The sequence below is a fragment of the Variovorax sp. 20P10.2.4 genome, assembly GCF_058244205.1.
In genome coordinates, this window is sequence record NZ_JBZAYE010000081.1 from 1 (window position 1) to 18834 (window position 18834).

The window sequence follows — 18834 nt, forward strand, 5'->3', positions numbered from 1 at the left end:
CGGCTTCGAGCGCCTCGAGCGTCAGGGTCTGCACGTCGAGCTGCGGCAGCAGGCCGACCCCGCGCAGCAGCAGCAGCTCGAAGGCCCGCAGCGCGGCAGCCTGGGTGGCGGCCTGGGCACCGCCATGATCGCCGGCCAGCACCTGCACCACGCCGCCATAGGCGTCGAACAGGGCCTCGTGCGCGTCGTCGCGCGCCAGCAGGCGCAGCAGCAGCTCGTTGAGGTAGTAGCCCGACAGCAGCGCATCGCCGGTGGGCATGACGTGGCCGCCCATCCATTCCGCGCCCTTGAGGGTGCGGATCTCGGCATCGCCGCCGTAGTTGATCTCCAGCGGCTGCAGCGGCAGCAGCACCGGTCGGAAGTTGGAGCTCGGCCGCTTCGCCCCCTTGGCCACGAGCGCGATGCGCCCGTGGTGGCGGGTGAAGACCTCGAGGATCAGGCTCGACTCGCTCCAGTCGTAGCGATGGAGCACATAGGCCGGTTCGTGCGAAACGCGGTGGGCGGCGGCCACTTCATTCGTAGCCGAACGAGCGCACGCGGGCCTCGTCGTCGGCCCAGCCCGAACGCACCTTGACCCAGAGTTCGAGGAACACCTTGGCGTCGGCCAGCTTCTCGAGCTCGACGCGGGTTTCCATGCCGATGCGCTTGATGCGCTCGCCCTTGTCGCCGATCACCATCGCCTTGTGGCTGTCGCGCTCCACCACGATGGTGGCGGCGATGCGCAGCAGGCGCTTGTGGCCCTTCTTCTGCGGCGCTTCCTCGTCGAACTTGTCGATGACGACGGTCGAGGTGTAGGGCAGCTCGTCGCCGGTGAGGCGGAACAGCTTCTCGCGCACCAGCTCGCTGGCGAGGAACTTCTCGCTGCGGTCGGTGAGCTCGTCCTCGTCGTAGAACCAGGGCTGCTCGGGCAGGTACTTCTCGCAGATGCCGAACAGACGCTCGACGTCCTTCGCGTTCTTGGCCGACATCGGCACGAACTCGGCGAACTCGTGCTTGGTCTGCATCTGCTGCAGCCAGGGCGCGATGTCGCCGCGGCGTCCGACGTTGTCGAGCTTGTTGGCCAGCAGGATCGTCGGGATGCCCTTGCCGAGCAGCTTGAGCACGCGCTCGTCGGCCGGCGTGAAGCTGCCGGCCTCGACCACGAACAGGATCAGGTCGACGTCGCCAACGGCGCCCTGCACGGTCTTGTTGAGCGACTTGTTCAGCGCGTTGGCATGCAGGGTCTGGAAACCCGGCGTGTCGACGAACACGAACTGCGTGGCGCCGAGCGTGCGCATGCCGGTGATGCGGTGGCGCGTGGTCTGCGCCTTGCGCGAGGTGATGCTGATCTTCTGGCCGACCAGCGCGTTGAGCAGCGTCGACTTGCCCACGTTGGGCTTGCCGACGATGGCGACCAGACCGCAGTGCTGCGGGCCCGTGGCTTCCGATGGTTTGGATTCGCCCGTCGGGTCCTGGGGCTGTGCTGCTGATTTGATAGCGTCGTTCATTTCGTTTTCACGCGCCGCCGCGTGCCTTGAGGCGGATCAACATGGCGGCGGCTGCCGCCTGCTCGCCGGCGCGGCGCGAACCGCCGATGCCGCGTTCGCGAAGGCCCAGTTCGGGCACTTCGCACTCGACGTCGAAGGTCTGCTTGTGCGCTGCTCCCAGTGTCCCCGCGACGCGGTAGACGGGCAGCTTCATTTTGTGACCCTGCAGCCATTCCTGCAATTCGGTCTTCGGGTCCTTGCCCACCGCTTCCATGCGCGGATTGATCTCGACCGCTTCGTAGAGCCGGTGCACCAGCGCCTGTGCGGCCGTGAAGCCGGCATCGAGGTAGACCGCGCCGATCAGCGCCTCGAGCGCGTCGGCCAGGATCGAGGGCCGGTTCGGACCGCCCGAGCGGGCTTCGCCCTCGCCCAGCCGCAGCAGCGGCGAGAGCGCGAGGCCCACGGCCAGCCGGTGCAGGGTGTCCTGCTTCACGAGGTTGGCGCGCACGCGCGACAGGTCGCCTTCGGGCAGGGCCGCGAGGCGGGTGTAGAGCAGGTGCGAGACCGCCAGGTTCAGCACCGAGTCGCCGAGAAACTCGAGGCGCTCGTTGTGGTCGGCGGAGAAACTGCGGTGCGTGAGCGCGAGCTGCAGCAGCCGCGGATCGGCGAACGTGTACTTCAGGCGCGACTGGAGCGCCGTGAGGCCGCCATCCACCTTGCTTCCCTGGGCGTTCAGTTGGTCTCGCCCTTGTACTTGAGCACGAGGTAGGCGGGGCCGAACAGCGGGATCTCGCGCTCGTAGGCGAAGGAGATCACGACCTTGTCGTTGACCTTCTTGATGTCGAGGTCCCTGCCCATGACCGACTGGAAGTCGTCGATGGCCTGGGCGCGGTCGAAGATGGCGCGGATCTCGGGCACGGTGCTGCCTTCCTTGGCCTTGTTGGCGGCCTTGTAGATCGCCTGGTACTCGATCAGCGTCGGGATGACCTGGGCGACGACGACGCCCACGCAGGCCAGCACGACGGCCACGAACACGAGCCCGATGAACGAGATGCCGCGCTGGCGCGCCGCACTGTTCCGGCTGGACCGAACAGTTCTCATACCCTCATACCCCTCGAACGAATTGCTTGATGCTTATTGAAACGGACCGATGCGTCCCAGGTCGCCGAAGTTCATCCAGACGAAGAAGGCCCTGCCCACGATGTTCTTGTCCGGCACGAAGCCCCAGAAACGGGAGTCGGCCGAATTATCGCGGTTGTCGCCCATCATGAAGTAGTTGCCGGCCGGCACCTTGCAGGTGACGCCTTCGACCGAGTAGCGGCAGTTCTCGCGGAAGGGGAAGTCGCTGGCGCCGGGCACGAAGGCGGGGCCGGCATCGTCGTTGAGGATCTTGTGCTGCTTGCCCGCGAGGTTCTCGTCGAACTGCTTGAGCAGGCGCATCGACTCGCCGTCGAGGTAGTCGGGCGCGGCCTCCTTCGAGACCGGCTGGCCGTTGATGGTCAGCTTCTTGTTCAGGTAGGCCACCTCGTCGCCGGGAATGCCGACCACGCGCTTGATGTAGTCCTGGCTCGGCTTGGGCGGGTAGCGGAACACCACCACGTCGCCGCGCGCCAGCGGCGTGCCGTCGGTGATCTTGGTGTTGATCACCGGCAGCCGCAGGCCGTAGGTGAACTTGTTGACCAGGATCAGGTCGCCGGTGAGCAGCGTGGGCATCATCGAGCCCGAGGGAATCTTGAACGGCTCGTAGAGGAACGAGCGCAGCAGGAACACGACCAGGATCACGGGGAACAGCCCGGCGGTCCAGTCGAGCCACCAGGGCTGCATCAGCAGCCGTTCGCTGGCCTTGGCGTCGGCGGTGTCGACTTGCTTGATGCCTTGCCCGGCGAGCCGCGCATTGCGCTCGGCCAGCGAGCTCTCGAGCGCGGCGGCCGCGCGCTCGCGCCGCGGCAGGAAGTAGAAGCGCTCGGCCAGCCAGTAAAGGCCGGTGACCACCGTGGCCAGGAACAACAGCAAGGCGAAGTTGCCCTCGATCGCTCCGAAGTACCAGGCGCCGATGTAGCCGGCGAATGCCGCGAGGATGAGGGAGGTGATGAATGCCATGTTGATCAGTCTTCGACTTGCAGGATCGCGAGGAAGGCCTCTTGCGGGACCTCGACCGAGCCGATCTGCTTCATTCTTTTCTTGCCCGCCTTCTGCTTCTCGAGCAGCTTCTTCTTGCGGGTGATGTCGCCGCCGTAGCACTTGGCCAGCACGTTCTTGCGCAACGCCTTGATTGTCTCACGCGCAATGATGTTGACCCCGATGGCGGCCTGGATGGCCACGTCGAACATCTGGCGCGAGATGATCTCGCGCATCTTCGACACCACCGCGCGGCCGCGGTACTGCGACTGGGTGCGGTGCACGATGATCGAGAGCGCGTCGACCTTCTCGCCGTTGAGCAGGATGTCGACCTTGACCACGTCGGAGGCGCGGTACTCCTTGAACTCGTAGTCCATGGAGGCATAGCCGCGGCTGACCGACTTCAGCTTGTCGAAGAAGTCGAGCACGATCTCGCCGAGCGGCATCTCGTAGGTCAGCATGACCTGGCGGCCGTGGTAGGCCATGTTCATCTGCACGCCGCGCTTCTGGTTGGCGAGCGTCATGACGGCGCCGACGTATTCCTGCGGCATGTACAGATGCACGGTCACGATCGGCTCGCGGATCTCGCTCATCTTGCCGACCTCGGGCATCTTGGACGGGTTCTCGACCATGATGACCTCGCCGTCGCTGCGCACCACCTGGTAGACCACGCTCGGCGCGGTCGTGATCAGGTCCTGGTCGAACTCGCGCTCCAGGCGCTCCTGCACGATCTCCATGTGCAGCAGGCCGAGGAAGCCGCAGCGGAAGCCGAAGCCCAGCGCCTGGCTCACCTCGGGCTCGTAGCGCAGCGACGAGTCGTTGAGCTTGAGTTTCTCGAGCGCGTCGCGCAGCGAGTCGTACTCGCTGGCTTCGGTCGGATAGAGCCCGGCGAACACCTGCGGCTGGATTTCCTTGAAGCCCGGCAGCGCCTCGGTCGCGGTGGCGGCCGCGCCGCCCGTGCCCGGCTTGATCAGCGTGACGGTGTCGCCGACCTTCGCGGCCTGCAGCTCCTTGATGCCCGCGATGATGTAGCCCACCTCGCCCGCCTCGAGCGAAGCGCGCGGCTCGTTGGCCGGCGTGAAGACACCGACGTTGTCGGCGTTGTAGCTGGCGCCCGAGGCCATCATCTTGATGCGGTCGCCCTTCGCGAGCCGGCCGTCGACCACGCGCACCAGCATCACGACGCCGACGTACGGATCGAACCAGCTGTCGACGATCATTGCGCGCAACGCGGCATCGGGATTGCCGCGCGGTGCCGGCATCTTGTGCACGATCGCTTCGAGGATGTCGTCGATGCCCAGGCCGGTCTTCGCCGAACAGGGAATCGCATCGGTCGCATCGATGCCGATCACGTCTTCGATCTCGGTGCGTGCGTTGTCGGGATCAGCGTTCGGCAGATCCATCTTGTTGAGCACGGGCACCACTTCGACACCGAGGTCGAGCGCGGTGTAGCAGTTGGCCACCGTCTGCGCTTCCACGCCTTGCGATGCATCGACGACGAGCAGCGCGCCTTCGCATGCCGACAGCGAGCGACTCACTTCATAAGAGAAGTCGACGTGGCCCGGCGTGTCGATCAGATTGAGGTTGTAGACCTGTCCATCGCGTGCCTTGTAGTGCAGTGCCGCGGTCTGTGCCTTGATGGTTATCCCACGCTCTTTCTCGATGTCCATCGAGTCGAGCACCTGCGCTTCCATCTCGCGTTCCGCGAGGCCGCCGCAGCGCTGGATCAAACGGTCTGCGAGCGTCGACTTGCCATGATCGATGTGCGCAATGATCGAAAAATTTCTGATGTGATTCATCAACGGGAACGCTTAAGTACTTGAATTGGCTCGTGCACAGAGGGCAACAGGCAAGAAAAAAGGGCGCGTCTCCTGGAGACGCGCCCTGAACCAACAAGCAATGGCAACTGCAGTAGTTGGAACTTCATTGTAGGCAAAAAGGGAAGCACGTACATCCGGGAACAGGGTCCAAACAGGTCGTTGCGGGTCAACAACAAGCAACTTATAAACAACTTATCAACAGGCTTGGTGGGGCACTCTCTGAACAACTTGTGGGCGATCTGTGGAGCGTCGGTGGACTGTCACCTAACATCTCGCATCGTGAAGGAGACCGCTCGGCTTATGCGCCGACTCGCCGCCGAGAGGCCGCTATTCTACCGAAAACGGTCCTTAGCCCTTCCTTAAGTCAGCAAACACTAACAAATCGCCGGCTTGGGGCCGATGCAGATTTTTTTAGAGCGGCGCGCCGAAGCGTCGCAAACAGCTCAAAAAAATGGCCCCAAACCCGACTGACGGGTGGGGCCACTTGACGGCACAGCCGGGATCAGCGTGCGGGCCGGATGAGCGCGTACTGCGCCCATTCGCCACGGCGGAACAGCACGCTGAGCGGCTTGCTCTTGTCGGCCTTGCCCACCGCCGACTCGAATTCGCGGGCGTTCAAGACCTCGATGTTGCCCACGGCCAGGATGATGTCGCCCTCGCGCAGGCCGGCACGCGCCGCGGCCTCGTTCGAGGCGTCGACCTTCACGCCGCCCTTGAGCTTGAGTTCCTTCTTCTGCGCATCGCTCAGGTCGCTGACCGCGAGGCCCAGCGACTTGGCGGCGGCCGAAGCCTGCGGCTTGGGCGCCGGCTCCTCGCGGTCGGTGGCGCGCTTGGCCGGCTTGTCGGGCTCGATCTCGGCGATGGTCACGCTCAGGTCGCGCGAGCTGCCGCGGCGGAACACCGTCAGCGTGCTCTTGGTACCGGGCTTGGTGTTGCCCACCAGGCGCGGCAGATCGCTCGGCTTCTCGATCGCCTTGCCGTCGAACTTGGTGATGATGTCGCCCGGCTCCACGCCGGCCTTCTCGCCCGGCGAACCGGCCTCGACGCTGCGCACCAGCGCGCCCTGCGCCTTGCCCAGGCCGATCGATTCGGCGACGTCCTTGGTGACCTGATCGATCTGCACGCCGATGCGTCCGCGCGAGACGCGGCCCGAGGTGCGCAGCTGCTCGCTCACGCGGATCGCTTCGTCGATCGGGATCGAGAACGAGATGCCCATGAAGCCGCCCGAGCGCGAATAGATCTGGCTGTTGATGCCGACGACCTCGCCACGCATGTTGATCAGCGGACCGCCCGAGTTGCCGGGGTTGATCGCCACGTCGGTCTGGATGAACGGCAGGTACTCGCCGGTGTCGCGCTGCTTGGCGCTCACGATGCCCGCGGTGACGGTGTTCTCGAGGCCGAAAGGCGAACCGATGGCCATCACCCATTCGCCCACGCGAAGCTTGGAGATGTCGCCGACCTTCACGGCCGGCAGGCCGGTGGCCTCGATCTTCACCACCGCCACGTCGGTGCGCTTGTCGGCGCCGACGATGCGGGCCTTGAACTCGCGCTTGTCGGGCAGCGTGACCATCACCTCCGAGGCGTCCTCGACCACGTGCGCATTGGTCATCACGTAGCCGTCGGCCGTCAGGATGAAACCCGAGCCCACGCCGCGCGGGCGTTCTTCTTCCTGCGGCTGCGGCCGGTTGGGGCGCGGCCCCTGGCGCGGAGCGCCGGGAATCGGCTGACCGAAGAAGCGGCGGAAGAACTCCTGCATCTCCTCGTCCATCTCGCCGCCATTGCCGCTGCGCTGCGCCACCTTCTCGACGGTGCGGATGTTGACCACCGACGGGCCGACCTGGTCGACCAGGTCGGTGAAGTCGGGCAGCGTGCGGGTGGCGGTCTGCGCCTGCACCGGCTCGGCCGGCATGAACGCCAACCCGGCCGTGAGCGCCAGCATGGACGCGAACACGCCGGAACGGAGCTTGTGTCCCTCGATCTTGAACATCATCGGTTGTCTTTCAAAGAGAACGGCTGCGACTCGAAACAGGTACTGAGAGTTTCCGCTTCTCGCCGGATCGGGCGAGAAAGGTGTCGGACATGTTCTTTTCAACGCGTGCGTGCGAGGCTCTGCGCGAAGGCGTCCAGGGTTTGTTGCGGCACTTCGCCCACCGCCGTGAGCCACCAGTCGTTGGCCGGCTCGGGCAGGCGCCTGCGGATCGCATTGGTCGCGCCGATGGTCAGCACGCCGTCGCGCGGTGCGCGCTTGGCGTCGTAGCGCTCGATGAAGAGCGACACCGAGGCGAGGCCATCGGAGAAGATCCATTGCACGGTGCGGTCCTGCGTCGCGGCGTTCTTGTCGCCGCCCGCGGCCGGCCGCCGGAAGAAGCTGCGCGGCTTGAAGCCGGCCACCGGCGTGCTCAGGGTCCAGCCCTCGTCCTGCGCGCTGGTGCGCTCGAGCTCGAGCTTCTCGATGCGATAGCCGGCCGTGTTGGCCATCATCTGCGCCAAGGCCTGGGCCTTCACGGGCACGTCGAGCTGCAGTTCGGAAAAGGCCGACTGCTCGACCACGCGCGACTGGTCGTCGAGCGTCTGCAGCTTGACGACCAGCCCGGTGCGGCGCTCGCTCCAGATGCGATAACCGAAGCGCAGGCCGTCGTGCGGCGTCAGTTGCACCACGTCGGCGTCGAAGCCGGCCACGCGGTCCTTGCCGATGGGCCGCACGTCGTAGAACTCGCCGATCGACGAATCCTGCTTGTCGGGCAGATTGGGGAAGAGATCGAGGTTCTCGCGCTTTTCGACCTTCACCACCTTGGCTTCGGGCAGGAAGGTCATGACGCTCTGGTTGCGGCGGAAGGTCGAACGCTGCGGGCCGCTCAGCGCCTCGATGCGCTCGATCTGCTGCTCGCCGTCGCGCACATGCCAGATGCGCGCACTCGACAGATCGCCGCCGGGCGCGGACACCACGAAGGTGCCGACGTAGTTGCGCTGGCGCGCGCCCGCGTGCATGCGCTGCAGCCACTCGGTGACGCTCATGGCGGGCGGCTCGCCCGCCGCCTGGGCCGATGCCGCGCTTCGGGTGTTCGCCGCACTGGAACGGGTCTGCGCGGAGGCGATCTGCGCGATGCAAAAAGCGGCAAGCACGAGCACGAACGCGCGTGCGGAGATCGGCATCTGAACAGTCATTGGCAGGGAAGGAGGCAGAGGCGCGCGCTCAGCGCGTGGGTCCTTCGAAGGTCGCGTTGCGCAGGAAACCGGAAGGCATTTGCGAGGCGCCGCCCGCCTGCTGGTGTGCCTCGAGCAACTGGTCCAGGCGCGGATCGCGCAGCATCACCTGCGGCTTGCCGTTGCCCACGATCACGCGCGTGGGCGTGAGCGTCGAACCCTGCGCGCCATTGGTGGCGGCCGATGCGAGCACCGGGCCCGACACGGGTTGTTGCTGCGCCAGTTGGGCGCCGGCCGGGCCGTTGACGACACCGCTGCCGACCCAGCTCCAGCTGATGGCGGCCACGGCCACCAGCGAAGCGGCACCGGCCACCAGCTTCCAGCGGAAGACCGGCTCGTTGGCCGCATCGGCGCGACGCTGAAGCGGCACCACCTGGGCCTCGGGAACGGCCGCCACGGGCCGGATCGACACCGGCTCGGCCGCCAGCCGCTGCTGGAAGCGGGCCAGGAAAGCGCTGCTGTCGCTGCACGCCACGTTGGCGCTCGAACGCAGCACGTCGCCCACCACATGGTAGGCCTGCCACGCCGCGCGGTATTCCTCGTCGCCGCAGACCTTGTCGATGGCCTGCGCGAACTCGTCGCCCTGCAAATGACCATCCGCGAGCGCCGACACCTGTTCTCGAACCGTCATCGTCTGATTCATTTCGTTCACCTGATTTTGCTTACCAACGCTTGCCCGACTGGTTGTCGAGCAGCGGTTTGACCCTGGCCGAAATGGCCTCGCGCGCACGGAAGATCCGCGAACGCACGGTGCCGATAGGGCAATCCATGACTTCGGCAATCTCTTCGTAACTCATGCCCTCGATCTCGCGCAGCGTGACTGCCTGGCGCAACTCCGCGGGGAGCGCTTCCATGGCGGACTCGACCGCGGCCGCGATTTCATTGGCCGCCATGACCGATTCGGGGGTTTCGTCGGTGGTTGGTTCGTTTCCCGGACGGTAAGTTTCATCGTCGTCCTCGGAAGAAGGCCGCAGGGCGCTTTCCGAGATGGTCGGGTCGCGCTTCATGTCGACCAGCGCCTTCTTCGCGGTGTTCACCGCGATCCGGTAGAGCCAGGTGTAGAACTGCGCCTCACCGCGGAATTGGTGCAGTGCACGATAGGCGCGGATGAAGGTTTCCTGCGCGATGTCCTCGACCAGGTCGACATCGCGCACCATGCGCCCGATCAGGCGCTCGATGCGGCGCTGGTACTTGATGACCAGCAGCTCGAAGGCTTTCTGGTCGCCCGCCACCGTGCGCTGCACGAGCTGGAAGTCGATCTCGCCCGGACGCGGCGCCGCAGCGGCGTCGGTCAAGCCGGAATCCGGCGGCACGGGCGGCGGGGACGTGGTCATCGAGAGGGGGATTTCAGGGTGCGTCGGCGGGTGCGGTCGCGCGCCAGACATCGCCGCCGGTGTCGGCAGCGGGGGGGCGCGAATATACCGCACGGCGCAGATCGCGCCAGCGCTCGGGCATCGTCTGCCGCTCGACCCAGAGCCAGCGGTGCGGCCGGCCCGGCTCGCTCAGGCGCAGCAGCAGCAGCGATTGCAGGTCGAGCGCGACGACGGCGCGTGCAGCCAGGACCGAGCGCGCCGGATCCGCGGCATCGGAAGCCGCGGGCGCCAGGGACCAGAACTGGCCGTCGAAATGAAGCAGGCCCGCGCCGTCGCGGCGCAGGCCGATGCCGGCGGCCGCCCCTGCGAACAGCACGCTGAGCAGTAGCAGCGCATGGCGCCAGCCAACGCTATCGAAAAAGTAGCAGGACGCACCCGCGCAGAGCGCGCCGAGTGCCCAGACCACGGTCAGGAGGCGGGCTGCGCCACGCGAGCGCCCCACCGGGTAGGTCACCGACGGTGCGCCGTGCATGGGAGATGAAGACTCAAGCGCGCTTGAACACCAGCGTGCCGTTGGTGCCGCCGAAGCCGAAGTTGTTCTTGACCGCGACATCGATCTTCAGATCGCGCGCCTCGTTGGCGCAGTAGTCGAGATCGCACTCCGGATCCTGGTTGAAGATGTTGATCGTCGGCGGGCTCTTCTGGTGATGCAGGGCCAGCACCGTGAACACCGATTCGATGCCGCCCGCGCCGCCCAGCAGGTGGCCGGTCATGGACTTGGTCGAATTCACGACCAGCTTCTTCGCATGGTCGCCGAAGGCGTTCTTGATCGCATTCGTCTCGTTGAGGTCGCCGAGCTGCGTCGAGGTGCCGTGCGCATTGAGGTACTGCACCTGGTCGGGGTTGACGCCCGCATTGGCGAGCGCCATGACCATCGAGCGGCGCGGGCCGTCGACGTCGGGCGCCGTCATGTGGTACGCATCGCCCGTCAGGCCGAAGCCCGCGACTTCGGCGTAGATCTTGGCGCCGCGTGCCTTGGCATGTTCGTACTCCTCGAGCACGATCACGCCCGCACCCTCGCCGAGCACGAAGCCGTCGCGATCCTTGTCCCACGGACGCGAGGCCGTGGCGGGATCGTCGTTGCGCGTGCTGAGCGCGCGCGGCGCGGTGAAGCCACCGATGCCGAGCGGAGAGATGGTCGACTCGGCGCCGCCCGCGATCATCACGTCGGCGTCGCCGTACTCGATCATGCGCGCCGAGGTGCCGATGGCATGCAGGCCGGTGGTGCAGGCGGTGACCACTGCGATGTTCGGGCCCTTGAAGCCGTACTTGATCGACACGTGGCCCGAGATCATGTTGATGATCGACGCCGGCACGAAGAACGGCGACACGCGGCGCGGGCCGCGGTTCACCAGCTCGCCGTGCGTGGCTTCGATCATCGGCAGGCCGCCGATGCCCGAACCGATGTTGCAGCCGATGCGGACCGCTTCCTCGTACGGGAGTTCCTCGCCGGTCTTGAGCCCGCTGTCCTGCACCGCCTGGATCGCGGCGGCCATCCCGAGATGGATGAAGCGGTCCATGTGGCGCGCTTCCTTCTCGGAGATGTATTGGGCGATGTCGAAACCCTTCACCTCGCCCGCGAACTTGCAGGCGAAGGCGCTCGCATCGAACGCGGTGATGTTCGCGATGCCCGAATTTCCCGCCAACAGGTTGGCCCAGGAATCGGCCACCGTGTTTCCGACGGGAGCGATGCAACCGAGTCCGGTCACGACGACGCGGCGTTTGGTCATGCCGGCAAACCTTTCTGGAAGCGCTGGACGACGGCCGCTCGGCGCATGCGGTTCCGAAAGAAAGCCGCCGGCCGCCGCAGTGTCGTCAGTTGGGGCCGATCAGGCCTTTTGATTCTTGGTGGCGTAGTCGACGGCGTTTTGCACCGTGGTGATCTTTTCGGCGTCTTCGTCGGGGATCTCGATGCCGAATTCGTCTTCGAGTGCCATCACGAGTTCGACCGTGTCGAGCGAGTCAGCGCCGAGGTCGGCCACGAAAGCCTTTTCGTTCGTCACTTGGGACTCTTCCACGCCGAGCTGCTCGGCGATGATTTTCTTGACACGTGCTTCGATATCGCTCATTTGATTCCCTCTGAGGGTTGTAGGTAACCGGTGGATTTTAGCCGGGCGGATTGCGAGCTTCCCCGCAGGCCCGGCACGACGAAAAGCTTGCGCCTTGCGGCTACATGTGCATGCCGCCGTTGACGTGCAGTTCCTGCCCCGTCACGTAGGCGGCCTGGGGAGATGCGAGGTACGCCACCGCATGCGCGATGTCGGCGGGCTTGCCCAGATGGCCCAGCGGGATTTGTTGCAGCAGCGCCTGCTGCTGCGCTTCGGGCAGGCTGGCCGTCATGTCGGTCTCGATGAAACCGGGGGCGACGCAGTTGACCGTGATGTTGCGGCTGCCGAGCTCGCGCGCCAGTGCGCGCGTCATGCCGGCCACGCCGGCCTTGGCGGCCGCGTAGTTGGCCTGGCCGGCATTGCCGGAGGCGCCGACCACGCTGGTGATGCTGATGATGCGGCCGTAGCGCTGCTTCATCATCGGGCGGATCACGGCGCGCGACAGGCCGAAGACGGCCTTCAGGTTGGTGTCGAGCACCGCGTCCCAGTCGTCGTCCTTCATGCGCATCGCGAGCGTATCGCGCGTGATGCCGGCGTTGTTGACCAGCACGTGGATCGCGCCGTAGGCCTTCACGATCTCGTCGATCAGCGCCTCGACGGCCGCGCCGTCGTTCACGTTCAGCGCGCGGCCGCGGCCGTCGTAGGCGCTGAGCATGGCGGTGATCTTGGACGCGCCCTCTTCCGTGGTGCCGGTGCCGACCACCTTGAGGCCGCGCTGCGCGAGCTCCAGGGCGATGGCCGCGCCGATGCCGCGCGATGCGCCGGTGACCAGGGCGACTTGCCCTTCGAATTTGGGAATGCTCATAAGAAGAAAGAGGTCTCTGGGCCTGGCACCGGTCAGCCGGCGAGCGATTGTCGAACGTCGGCGAGCGTGGCCGGGTCGTACACCGACGCGGCTTCGAGCTCGGGGGCGATGCGCTTGGCCATGCCGGCCAGCACCTTGCCCGGACCGCACTCGATGATGGCGGCTACACCGCGCAGTTTCAAGGCCTGCACGCTTTCGACCCAGCGAACCGGGCCGGCAGCCTGGCGCACGAGTGCGTCGCGGATACGGTCGGCGTCGGTCTCGACCGCCACGTCGATGTTGTTGAGCACCGGAATCTGCGGCGCGGCCAGCGTCACCGAGGCCAGCTTCTCGCGCAGCGCCTCGGCCGCGGGCTTCATCAGGCTCGAATGGAACGGGGCCGACACCGGCAGCGGCAGCGCGCGCTTGGCACCATTGGCCTTCAGCGTCTCGCAGGCCTTCTCGACCGCCGCCTTGCTGCCCGCGATCACGGTCTGCATCGGGTCGTTGAAATTCACGGCCTCCACCACTTCGGCACTGCCGGCGCCGAACGAGGCGGTGACTTCCTGGCAGTTGGCGATGACCTTGGCGGCCTCCATCCCGAGGATGGCAGCCATGGCGCCGGTGCCGACCGGCACGGCCTGTTGCATCGCCTGGGCACGGAAGCGCACCAGCGGCGCCGCCTGCGCGAGCGTCAGCACGCCCGATGCCACCAGCGCCGAATATTCGCCGAGCGAATGGCCGGCCACCACCGACGGCGTGGCGCCGCCTTCGGCCAGCCAGGCGCGCCAGGCCGCGACACCGGCCACCAGCATCACGGGCTGGGTGTTGGTGGTGAGCGCCAGCGCTTCCTTCGGGCCGCTCTTGATCAGCGCGCCGAGGTCTTCGCCGAGCGCTTCGGAAGCTTCGCGCAGTGTTTCGGCCACGGCCGGGTGATCGCCCCAGGCATCGAGCATGCCGACCGCCTGCGAACCCTGACCCGGAAAGACAAAAGCAAAGGATTTCATTGTTGTATGCGTCACGTCGCGCGGCCCGCCTAGGCAGGACCGGCTGTCTCGCCCACTAATTACTACAGATTCAGCAGCACCGCGCCCCAGGTGAAACCGCCACCCACGCCTTCGAGCATGAGGGTTTCACCCTTCTTCACCTTGCCGGAACGCACCGCTTCGTCGAGCGCCAGCGGAATCGAGGCCGCGGACGTGTTGCCGTGCTCGTTGACGGTGACGACCAGCCGCTCCCGCGGCAGCTTCAGCTTCTTGGCCGTGCCTTCCATGATGCGGATGTTGGCCTGGTGCGGAATCAGCCAGTCGATGTCGGCCTCGGTCTTGCCGGCCTTGGCCAGCGTGGCGCGCGCGGCTTCCTCGAGCACGCGCACCGCGAGCTTGAAGACCGCCTGGCCGTCCATGTGCAGCAGCGGCGTGCCGAGCACGTTGCCGCCCGACACGTGGCCGGGCACGCAAAGAATGCCGACATGCTTGCCGTCCGCATGCAAGTCGGTCGCCAGGATGCCGGGCTCGTCGCTGGCTTCCAGCACCACCGCGCCGGCGCCGTCGCCGAACAGCACGCAGGTGGTGCGGTCGTTGAAATCGAGGATGCGCGAGAACACCTCGGCGCCGATCACCAGCGCGCAGCGTGCGCTGCCGGTGCGGATCATGGCGTCGGCCACGGTCAGCGCATAGACGAAGCCGCTGCACACGGCCTGCACGTCGAAAGCCGGGCAGCCGGCGATGCCGAGCTTGTTCTGGAGGATGGCCGCCGACGAGGGGAACACCATGTCGGGGGTCGAGGTGGCCACGATGATCAGGTCGACATCACTGGCCTTGCGTCCCGCCGCCTCGAGGGCGTGGCGGGCGGCATGCAGGCCCAGGTCGCTGCTGCCCACGTCGGGCGCCGCGAAATGGCGCGCATGGATGCCGGTGCGCTCGACGATCCACTGGTCGGAGGTCTCGATGCCGCGCGCCGCCAGTTCCTTGGCGAGATCGTCGTTGGTCACCCGGCGCGGCGGCAGATAGCTGCCGGTGCCGGTGATGCGTGAATATGGGCTCATCAAAACGTGAAGCTAGACCGCGTCGGCCGTCGCCGCCGATTCCTGCCGCGCAAGCAAAGGCGCGGCGTGGGCGATACGGGCCCGAACGCGGTCGAGCAGGTTGTTGCGAGCGGCATCATAAGCGCGATCCAGCGCATGGCCGAAAGCCGTCTCGTCGGCCGAACCGTGGCTCTTGAAAACCAGTCCGCGCAGGCCCAGCAGCGCCGCGCCGTTGTAGCGGCGATGATCCAACCTGTTTTTGAACGCTTTTAGGACCGGATAAGCCACGATGGCAGCAATCTTCGTAAAGATGCTTCGCGAGAACTCGACGCGAATGAACTCGCCGATCATCGAAGCCACGCCCTCGCTGGCCTTCAACGCCACGTTGCCGACGAAACCGTCGCAGACCACGATGTCGGTCGTGCCCTTGAAAATATCGTTGCCTTCCACGTTGCCGTAGAAGTTCAGATCCTTGGAGTTGGCAGCCGTACGCAGCAGTTGGCTGGCCTTTTTGATCGTTTCGCTGCCCTTGATCGCTTCCTCGCCCACGTTGAGCAAGCCGACCGAAGGCGACTCGTTGCCGGTCAGCGCCGACACCAGCGCCGAGCCGAGCACGGCAAACTGAAGCAGGTCCTCGGCATCGCAATCCACGTTGGCGCCAAGGTCAAGCACCGTCGTGGCGCCACCCTTCGCGTTCGGCAGCTGGGGCGCAATGGCGGGCCGGTCGATGCCGTCGAGCGTCTTGAGCAGGTAGCGCGCAATGGCCATCAGCGCGCCGGTGTTGCCGGCGGAAATCGCGGCCTGCGCCGCACCATCCTTCACCTGCTGGATCGCGACCCGCATCGACGAGTCTTTCTTCTTGCGTAGCGCGATCTCGATCGGATCGTCCATGCCGACCACTTCGCTGGCCGGAACGATCCGGGCGCGAGGATGCGCGACAAAGCCAGCCAACGCATCGGGCGCGCCGACCAGCAACAACGAGGCCTCGGGATGGCGCTCGAGAAAAGCACGGCAGGCCGCGAGCGTGACGCGCGGGCCATGGTCGCCCCCCATGCAATCGACGGCGAGCGTGATTGCCGAAGGCGCAGCAGTGGAAGCCGGGGAAGAAGAAGGCGTAGCCATCAAAACAAAGGCCCGATGCTACAAAAAAAGTAGCTTCGGGCCTTGGCCTTGGAGTGCGAAATCAGGCTTCGGACTTGTTCTTGAGCACCTGACGGCCGCGGTAGAAACCGTTGGGGCTGATGTGGTGACGCAGGTGCGTTTCGCCGGTGGTCGGCTCGACGGCGATGCCGGGCACGCCCAGGGCATTGTGGGAACGGTGCATGCCGCGCTTGGAAGGCGACTTCTTGTTTTGCTGGACGGCCATGATGGCTCCTGGACGGTAAGGTGGGTGAGAGGATGCGGGCTCAGGCTGTAGCAGTGAGGCGGCATGAAGGACATGCCCAGATTCCGAAAGTCTTTTCCAGAATCTGCACTGCTGCGTACGGCGGCGCGCGCGAAGCCCATGATTATAGCCCAGACTGCCCGGATGGGGCTAGTCGCCCTGTCCGGGCTTGCGCGAACGCAACGCACCCAGCACGGCGAAGGGGTTCTCGCGCTCCTTGTCGGGCGACTCGAAATCCGGATCGACGGCCGAGAGCTGGACCGGCGCCGGGCACACGTCGTGCACCGGCATGACCGGGATTTCCATCAGCAGCTCGTCCTCGATCAGCGCGTGCAGGTCGAAATCGCGGCTCGCGACCAGCAGGTCCTCCTCGGACTCCTCGTCCTGAACCGCCGCGGTTTCTTCATCGGCCACGAAGCGGAACCAGCGGTCGACCTGCACCGGCGTGTCGACCGGCGACAGGCAGCGCTGGCAGACCAGTGGCACGGTGGCCTCGGCCGTCAGGTGCAGCCAGGGCTCTTCGCGGCCGTCCGCGCCGACGCGCTGCTCGCCATCGGCCTCCCAATGCACCACGGCATCGGAGGGAGCCTCGGCCGCCATCTCGTCGACCAGCCGGGTGTAGTTGCGCACCGGATCGTCGGCGGACAGGGTGGCCGCCGCGGCGGCAAAACCGGCGACATCGAGTCGGCCGGGGGCAAATTCTCTCTTCATCCGCCCCAGTCTAGCGCGCCGACGCCGGCTTGCCCGTCGGGCCGACCCCGAAGGGGTTGTTGGGCCTCCTTCACAATCGCCGCATGCAACGCACCGTGATCCTCGCCTCCACCTCGCGCTACCGCCGCGAGCTGCTCACCCGCCTGCGCCTGCCCTTCGAGGTGCATGCGCCCGAAGTCGACGAAACGCCGCTGGCCGGCGAAACGCCGCTGGCCCTGGCCCAGCGGCTCGCGCTCGAAAAAGCCAACGCCGTGGCCACCCGCTTCCCCGACGCCGTCGTGATCGGCTCCGACCAAGTGGCCGACCTGGCCGGCGAAGCGCTCGGCAAGCCCGGCGACCATGCGCGCGCCACCGCCCAGCTGCGGCGCATGCGCGGCCAGACGCTGATCTTCCAGACCGCGGTGGCGGTCGTCTGCCAGGCGACCGGCTTTGTCCAGCGCGACCTGGCGCCCGTGCGCGTGGTGTTCCGCGAACTCAGCGACGCCGCGATCGAGCAGTACCTGCTGGCCGAGCAGCCCTACGACTGCGCGGGCAGCGCCAAGAGCGAAGGCCTGGGCATTGCGCTGCTCGAGGCCATCGACAGCGACGATCCCAGCGCGCTGGTGGGCCTGCCGCTGATCTGCACCGCCCGCATGCTGCGCGCCGCCGGGATCGACCTGCTGTGAGCCGCGGCAAGCTCTACCTCGTGCCGGCGCCGCTCGATTTCGGCTGCGACACCCAGGCCCCGCTGCAGGACGCGCTGCCGCTCGGCACGCTGCAGACGGCCGCCGGCATCACGCACTGGATCTGCGAGAACGCCAAGTCCGCGCGTGCCTACCTCAAGCGCATCGACGCCGTGGCACCGCTGGCGGCGCCGCTGCAGGCGCAGGCGATCCAGGAACTGCCGCGCGAGGTGCACAAGAAAGGCGACCACGCCGGCCAGTTCGACGCCCGCCCGCTGCTGGCCGCGGCGCTCGAAGGCCACGACATCGGCCTGCTCAGCGAAGCCGGCATGCCGGCCGTGGCCGATCCGGGCTCGTCGGTGGCCCGCGCGGCGCACGACCTGGGCATCACGGTGGTGCCGCTGATCGGCCCGGTCTCGCTGCTGCTGGCGCTGGCCGCCAGCGGCCTCAACGGCCAGAACTTCGCCTTCGTCGGCTACCTGCCGCAGGACGCCGACGAGCGCCAGCGCCGCATTCGCGAACTCGAGGCGCTGGCCCTCAAGACGGGGCAGACCCAGTTGTTCATCGAAACGCCCTACCGCAACGCCGCCCTGCTGCAGGCGCTGGTGCAGACGCTGCAGCACAACACGCGGCTGGCCGTCGCGCGCGGCCTCACGCTGGCCGAGGCGAACCTGCGCAGCGAGACGATCAAGGGCTGGCGCGCCAACAAGCCGCCGGCCGGCGTCGACGAACGCCTGCCCGCCGTGTTCGCGATCGGACGCTGACGATGGCCGTGACTGCGGCCACGCGCTGGGCCTCGCGCGCGCAATTCTTCGCCTCGGGCTTCATCTTCGCGACCTGGGGCGTGCATGTGCCCACGGTCAAGGGGCACTACGGCATCGACGAGGCCCAGCTCGGCCTCGCCATGCTCGCGGCCGGCGCCGGCGCGATGTACGGCCTGACCAGCGCCGGCCGCTGGATCGGCCGCCATGGACCACGGCGCATGGCCGCGCTGTGCGGCTGCGTCTACGCGCTGCTGCTCTGCGGCCTGATCGCGATGCCCGGCTACGCCGCCCTGCTGGGCCTGCTGGCGGTGTTCGGCCTCGTCACCAGCGTGTTCGACGTGGCGATCAACACCGAGGCCGCGCAGCTCGAGCTGCACGGCGGCAAGCCACTGATGAGCGGCATGCACGGCATGT

The 18834-nt window shown here is 66.8% G+C and carries 23 protein-coding genes; 4 read left to right on the forward strand and 19 right to left on the reverse strand.

All coding sequences use genetic code 11. From position 1 onward, the window contains the following. From recO to AC27VN_RS10845, 8 genes are all read right to left on the reverse strand, one after another. Positions 1-511: DNA repair protein RecO (recO, locus tag AC27VN_RS10810; protein ID WP_490876547.1), on the reverse strand; the 511-nt coding region annotated here is incomplete at its 3' end. 1 nt (position 512) lies between these two features. Then, positions 513-1487: a GTPase Era gene (gene era, locus AC27VN_RS10815; RefSeq protein WP_490876548.1), complete on the reverse strand. Its 975-nt coding sequence runs from the start codon at positions 1485-1487 to the stop codon at positions 513-515. Between the two features lie 7 nt (positions 1488-1494). Beyond that, positions 1495-2181, reverse strand: a complete 687-nt coding sequence (gene rnc / locus AC27VN_RS10820) for a ribonuclease III (RefSeq protein WP_203204861.1) — start codon at positions 2179-2181, stop codon at positions 1495-1497. A gap of 17 nt (positions 2182-2198) precedes the next feature. Continuing rightward, entirely contained in the window at positions 2199-2567 is a 369-nt protein-coding gene (locus AC27VN_RS10825; RefSeq protein ID WP_296780116.1) for a DUF4845 domain-containing protein, read from the reverse strand. Positions 2568-2600: 33 nt separating this feature from the next. After that, positions 2601-3566, reverse strand: coding sequence for a signal peptidase I (gene lepB / locus AC27VN_RS10830; RefSeq protein WP_208513649.1), 966 nt, complete (start codon positions 3564-3566; stop codon positions 2601-2603). A gap of 5 nt (positions 3567-3571) precedes the next feature. Beyond that, complete coding sequence (lepA, locus tag AC27VN_RS10835; protein ID WP_208513648.1) at positions 3572-5383, reverse strand: translation elongation factor 4; 1812 nt, start codon at positions 5381-5383, stop codon at positions 3572-3574. Between the two features lie 523 nt (positions 5384-5906). After that, positions 5907-7394: a DegQ family serine endoprotease gene (locus AC27VN_RS10840; protein ID WP_296798577.1), complete on the reverse strand. Its 1488-nt coding sequence runs from the start codon at positions 7392-7394 to the stop codon at positions 5907-5909. A gap of 98 nt (positions 7395-7492) precedes the next feature. Then, on the reverse strand, positions 7493-8419 hold the full coding sequence (locus AC27VN_RS10845; protein WP_296780109.1) for a MucB/RseB C-terminal domain-containing protein: 927 nt from the start codon (positions 8417-8419) through the stop codon (positions 7493-7495). Here AC27VN_RS10845 and AC27VN_RS10850 point away from each other — a divergent pair. Continuing rightward, positions 8409-8561: a hypothetical protein gene (locus tag AC27VN_RS10850; RefSeq protein WP_490876549.1), complete on the forward strand. Its 153-nt coding sequence runs from the start codon at positions 8409-8411 to the stop codon at positions 8559-8561. The two genes, AC27VN_RS10845 and AC27VN_RS10850, sit on opposite strands and share 11 nt — an antisense overlap. A 36-nt stretch (positions 8562-8597) precedes the next feature. Here the strand turns inward: AC27VN_RS10850 and AC27VN_RS10855 are convergent, their stop codons facing one another. The 11 genes from AC27VN_RS10855 to AC27VN_RS10905 form a co-directional block, all read right to left on the reverse strand. Further along, positions 8598-9251, reverse strand: coding sequence for a sigma-E factor negative regulatory protein (locus tag AC27VN_RS10855; protein WP_093348672.1), 654 nt, complete (start codon positions 9249-9251; stop codon positions 8598-8600). Positions 9252-9270: 19 nt separating this feature from the next. Continuing rightward, positions 9271-9942, reverse strand: coding sequence for an RNA polymerase sigma factor RpoE (gene rpoE / locus AC27VN_RS10860; RefSeq protein WP_093348670.1), 672 nt, complete (start codon positions 9940-9942; stop codon positions 9271-9273). A 13-nt stretch (positions 9943-9955) separates the two neighbouring features. After that, positions 9956-10453 carry a hypothetical protein gene (locus AC27VN_RS10865; RefSeq protein WP_093348668.1) on the reverse strand — a complete coding sequence of 166 codons (498 nt, stop codon included), beginning with the start codon at positions 10451-10453 and terminating at the stop codon, positions 9956-9958. 13 nt (positions 10454-10466) lie between these two features. After that, positions 10467-11711 carry a beta-ketoacyl-ACP synthase II gene (gene fabF, locus AC27VN_RS10870; protein ID WP_296780098.1) on the reverse strand — a complete coding sequence of 415 codons (1245 nt, stop codon included), beginning with the start codon at positions 11709-11711 and terminating at the stop codon, positions 10467-10469. 99 nt (positions 11712-11810) lie between these two features. Then, positions 11811-12050 carry an acyl carrier protein gene (gene acpP / locus AC27VN_RS10875; RefSeq protein WP_007830471.1) on the reverse strand — a complete coding sequence of 80 codons (240 nt, stop codon included), beginning with the start codon at positions 12048-12050 and terminating at the stop codon, positions 11811-11813. Positions 12051-12150: 100 nt separating this feature from the next. Further along, positions 12151-12894 (reverse strand): 3-oxoacyl-ACP reductase FabG, encoded by a 744-nt coding sequence (fabG, locus tag AC27VN_RS10880; RefSeq protein ID WP_057592295.1) that lies wholly within the window; start codon positions 12892-12894, stop codon positions 12151-12153. A gap of 32 nt (positions 12895-12926) precedes the next feature. Next, the gene (gene fabD, locus AC27VN_RS10885) at positions 12927-13880 is read right to left on the reverse strand and encodes an ACP S-malonyltransferase (protein WP_490876550.1); all 954 of its coding nucleotides are present in this window, start codon (positions 13878-13880) and stop codon (positions 12927-12929) included. 62 nt (positions 13881-13942) lie between these two features. Continuing rightward, positions 13943-14920, reverse strand: coding sequence for a beta-ketoacyl-ACP synthase III (locus AC27VN_RS10890; RefSeq protein ID WP_093348663.1), 978 nt, complete (start codon positions 14918-14920; stop codon positions 13943-13945). Between the two features lie 12 nt (positions 14921-14932). Further along, complete coding sequence (plsX, locus tag AC27VN_RS10895) at positions 14933-16021, reverse strand: phosphate acyltransferase PlsX (protein ID WP_296780088.1); 1089 nt, start codon at positions 16019-16021, stop codon at positions 14933-14935. 61 nt (positions 16022-16082) lie between these two features. Further along, the gene (gene rpmF, locus AC27VN_RS10900) at positions 16083-16265 is read right to left on the reverse strand and encodes a 50S ribosomal protein L32 (protein ID WP_057592299.1); all 183 of its coding nucleotides are present in this window, start codon (positions 16263-16265) and stop codon (positions 16083-16085) included. Positions 16266-16433: 168 nt separating this feature from the next. Further along, the gene (locus tag AC27VN_RS10905) at positions 16434-16994 is read right to left on the reverse strand and encodes a YceD family protein (RefSeq protein ID WP_093348660.1); all 561 of its coding nucleotides are present in this window, start codon (positions 16992-16994) and stop codon (positions 16434-16436) included. An 83-nt stretch (positions 16995-17077) separates the two neighbouring features. On the opposite strand from AC27VN_RS10905, the gene AC27VN_RS10910 reads away from it, so the two are divergent. The 3 genes from AC27VN_RS10910 to AC27VN_RS10920 form a co-directional block, all read left to right on the forward strand. Further along, positions 17078-17659, forward strand: coding sequence for a Maf family nucleotide pyrophosphatase (locus AC27VN_RS10910; RefSeq protein ID WP_490876551.1), 582 nt, complete (start codon positions 17078-17080; stop codon positions 17657-17659). Then, complete coding sequence (locus AC27VN_RS10915) at positions 17656-18420, forward strand: SAM-dependent methyltransferase (RefSeq protein WP_208513643.1); 765 nt, start codon at positions 17656-17658, stop codon at positions 18418-18420. The genes AC27VN_RS10910 and AC27VN_RS10915 overlap by 4 nt, the downstream gene beginning before the upstream one ends. A 2-nt stretch (positions 18421-18422) precedes the next feature. Then, on the forward strand, positions 18423-18834 hold a 412-nt coding region (locus AC27VN_RS10920), incomplete at its 3' end, for an MFS transporter (protein ID WP_490876552.1).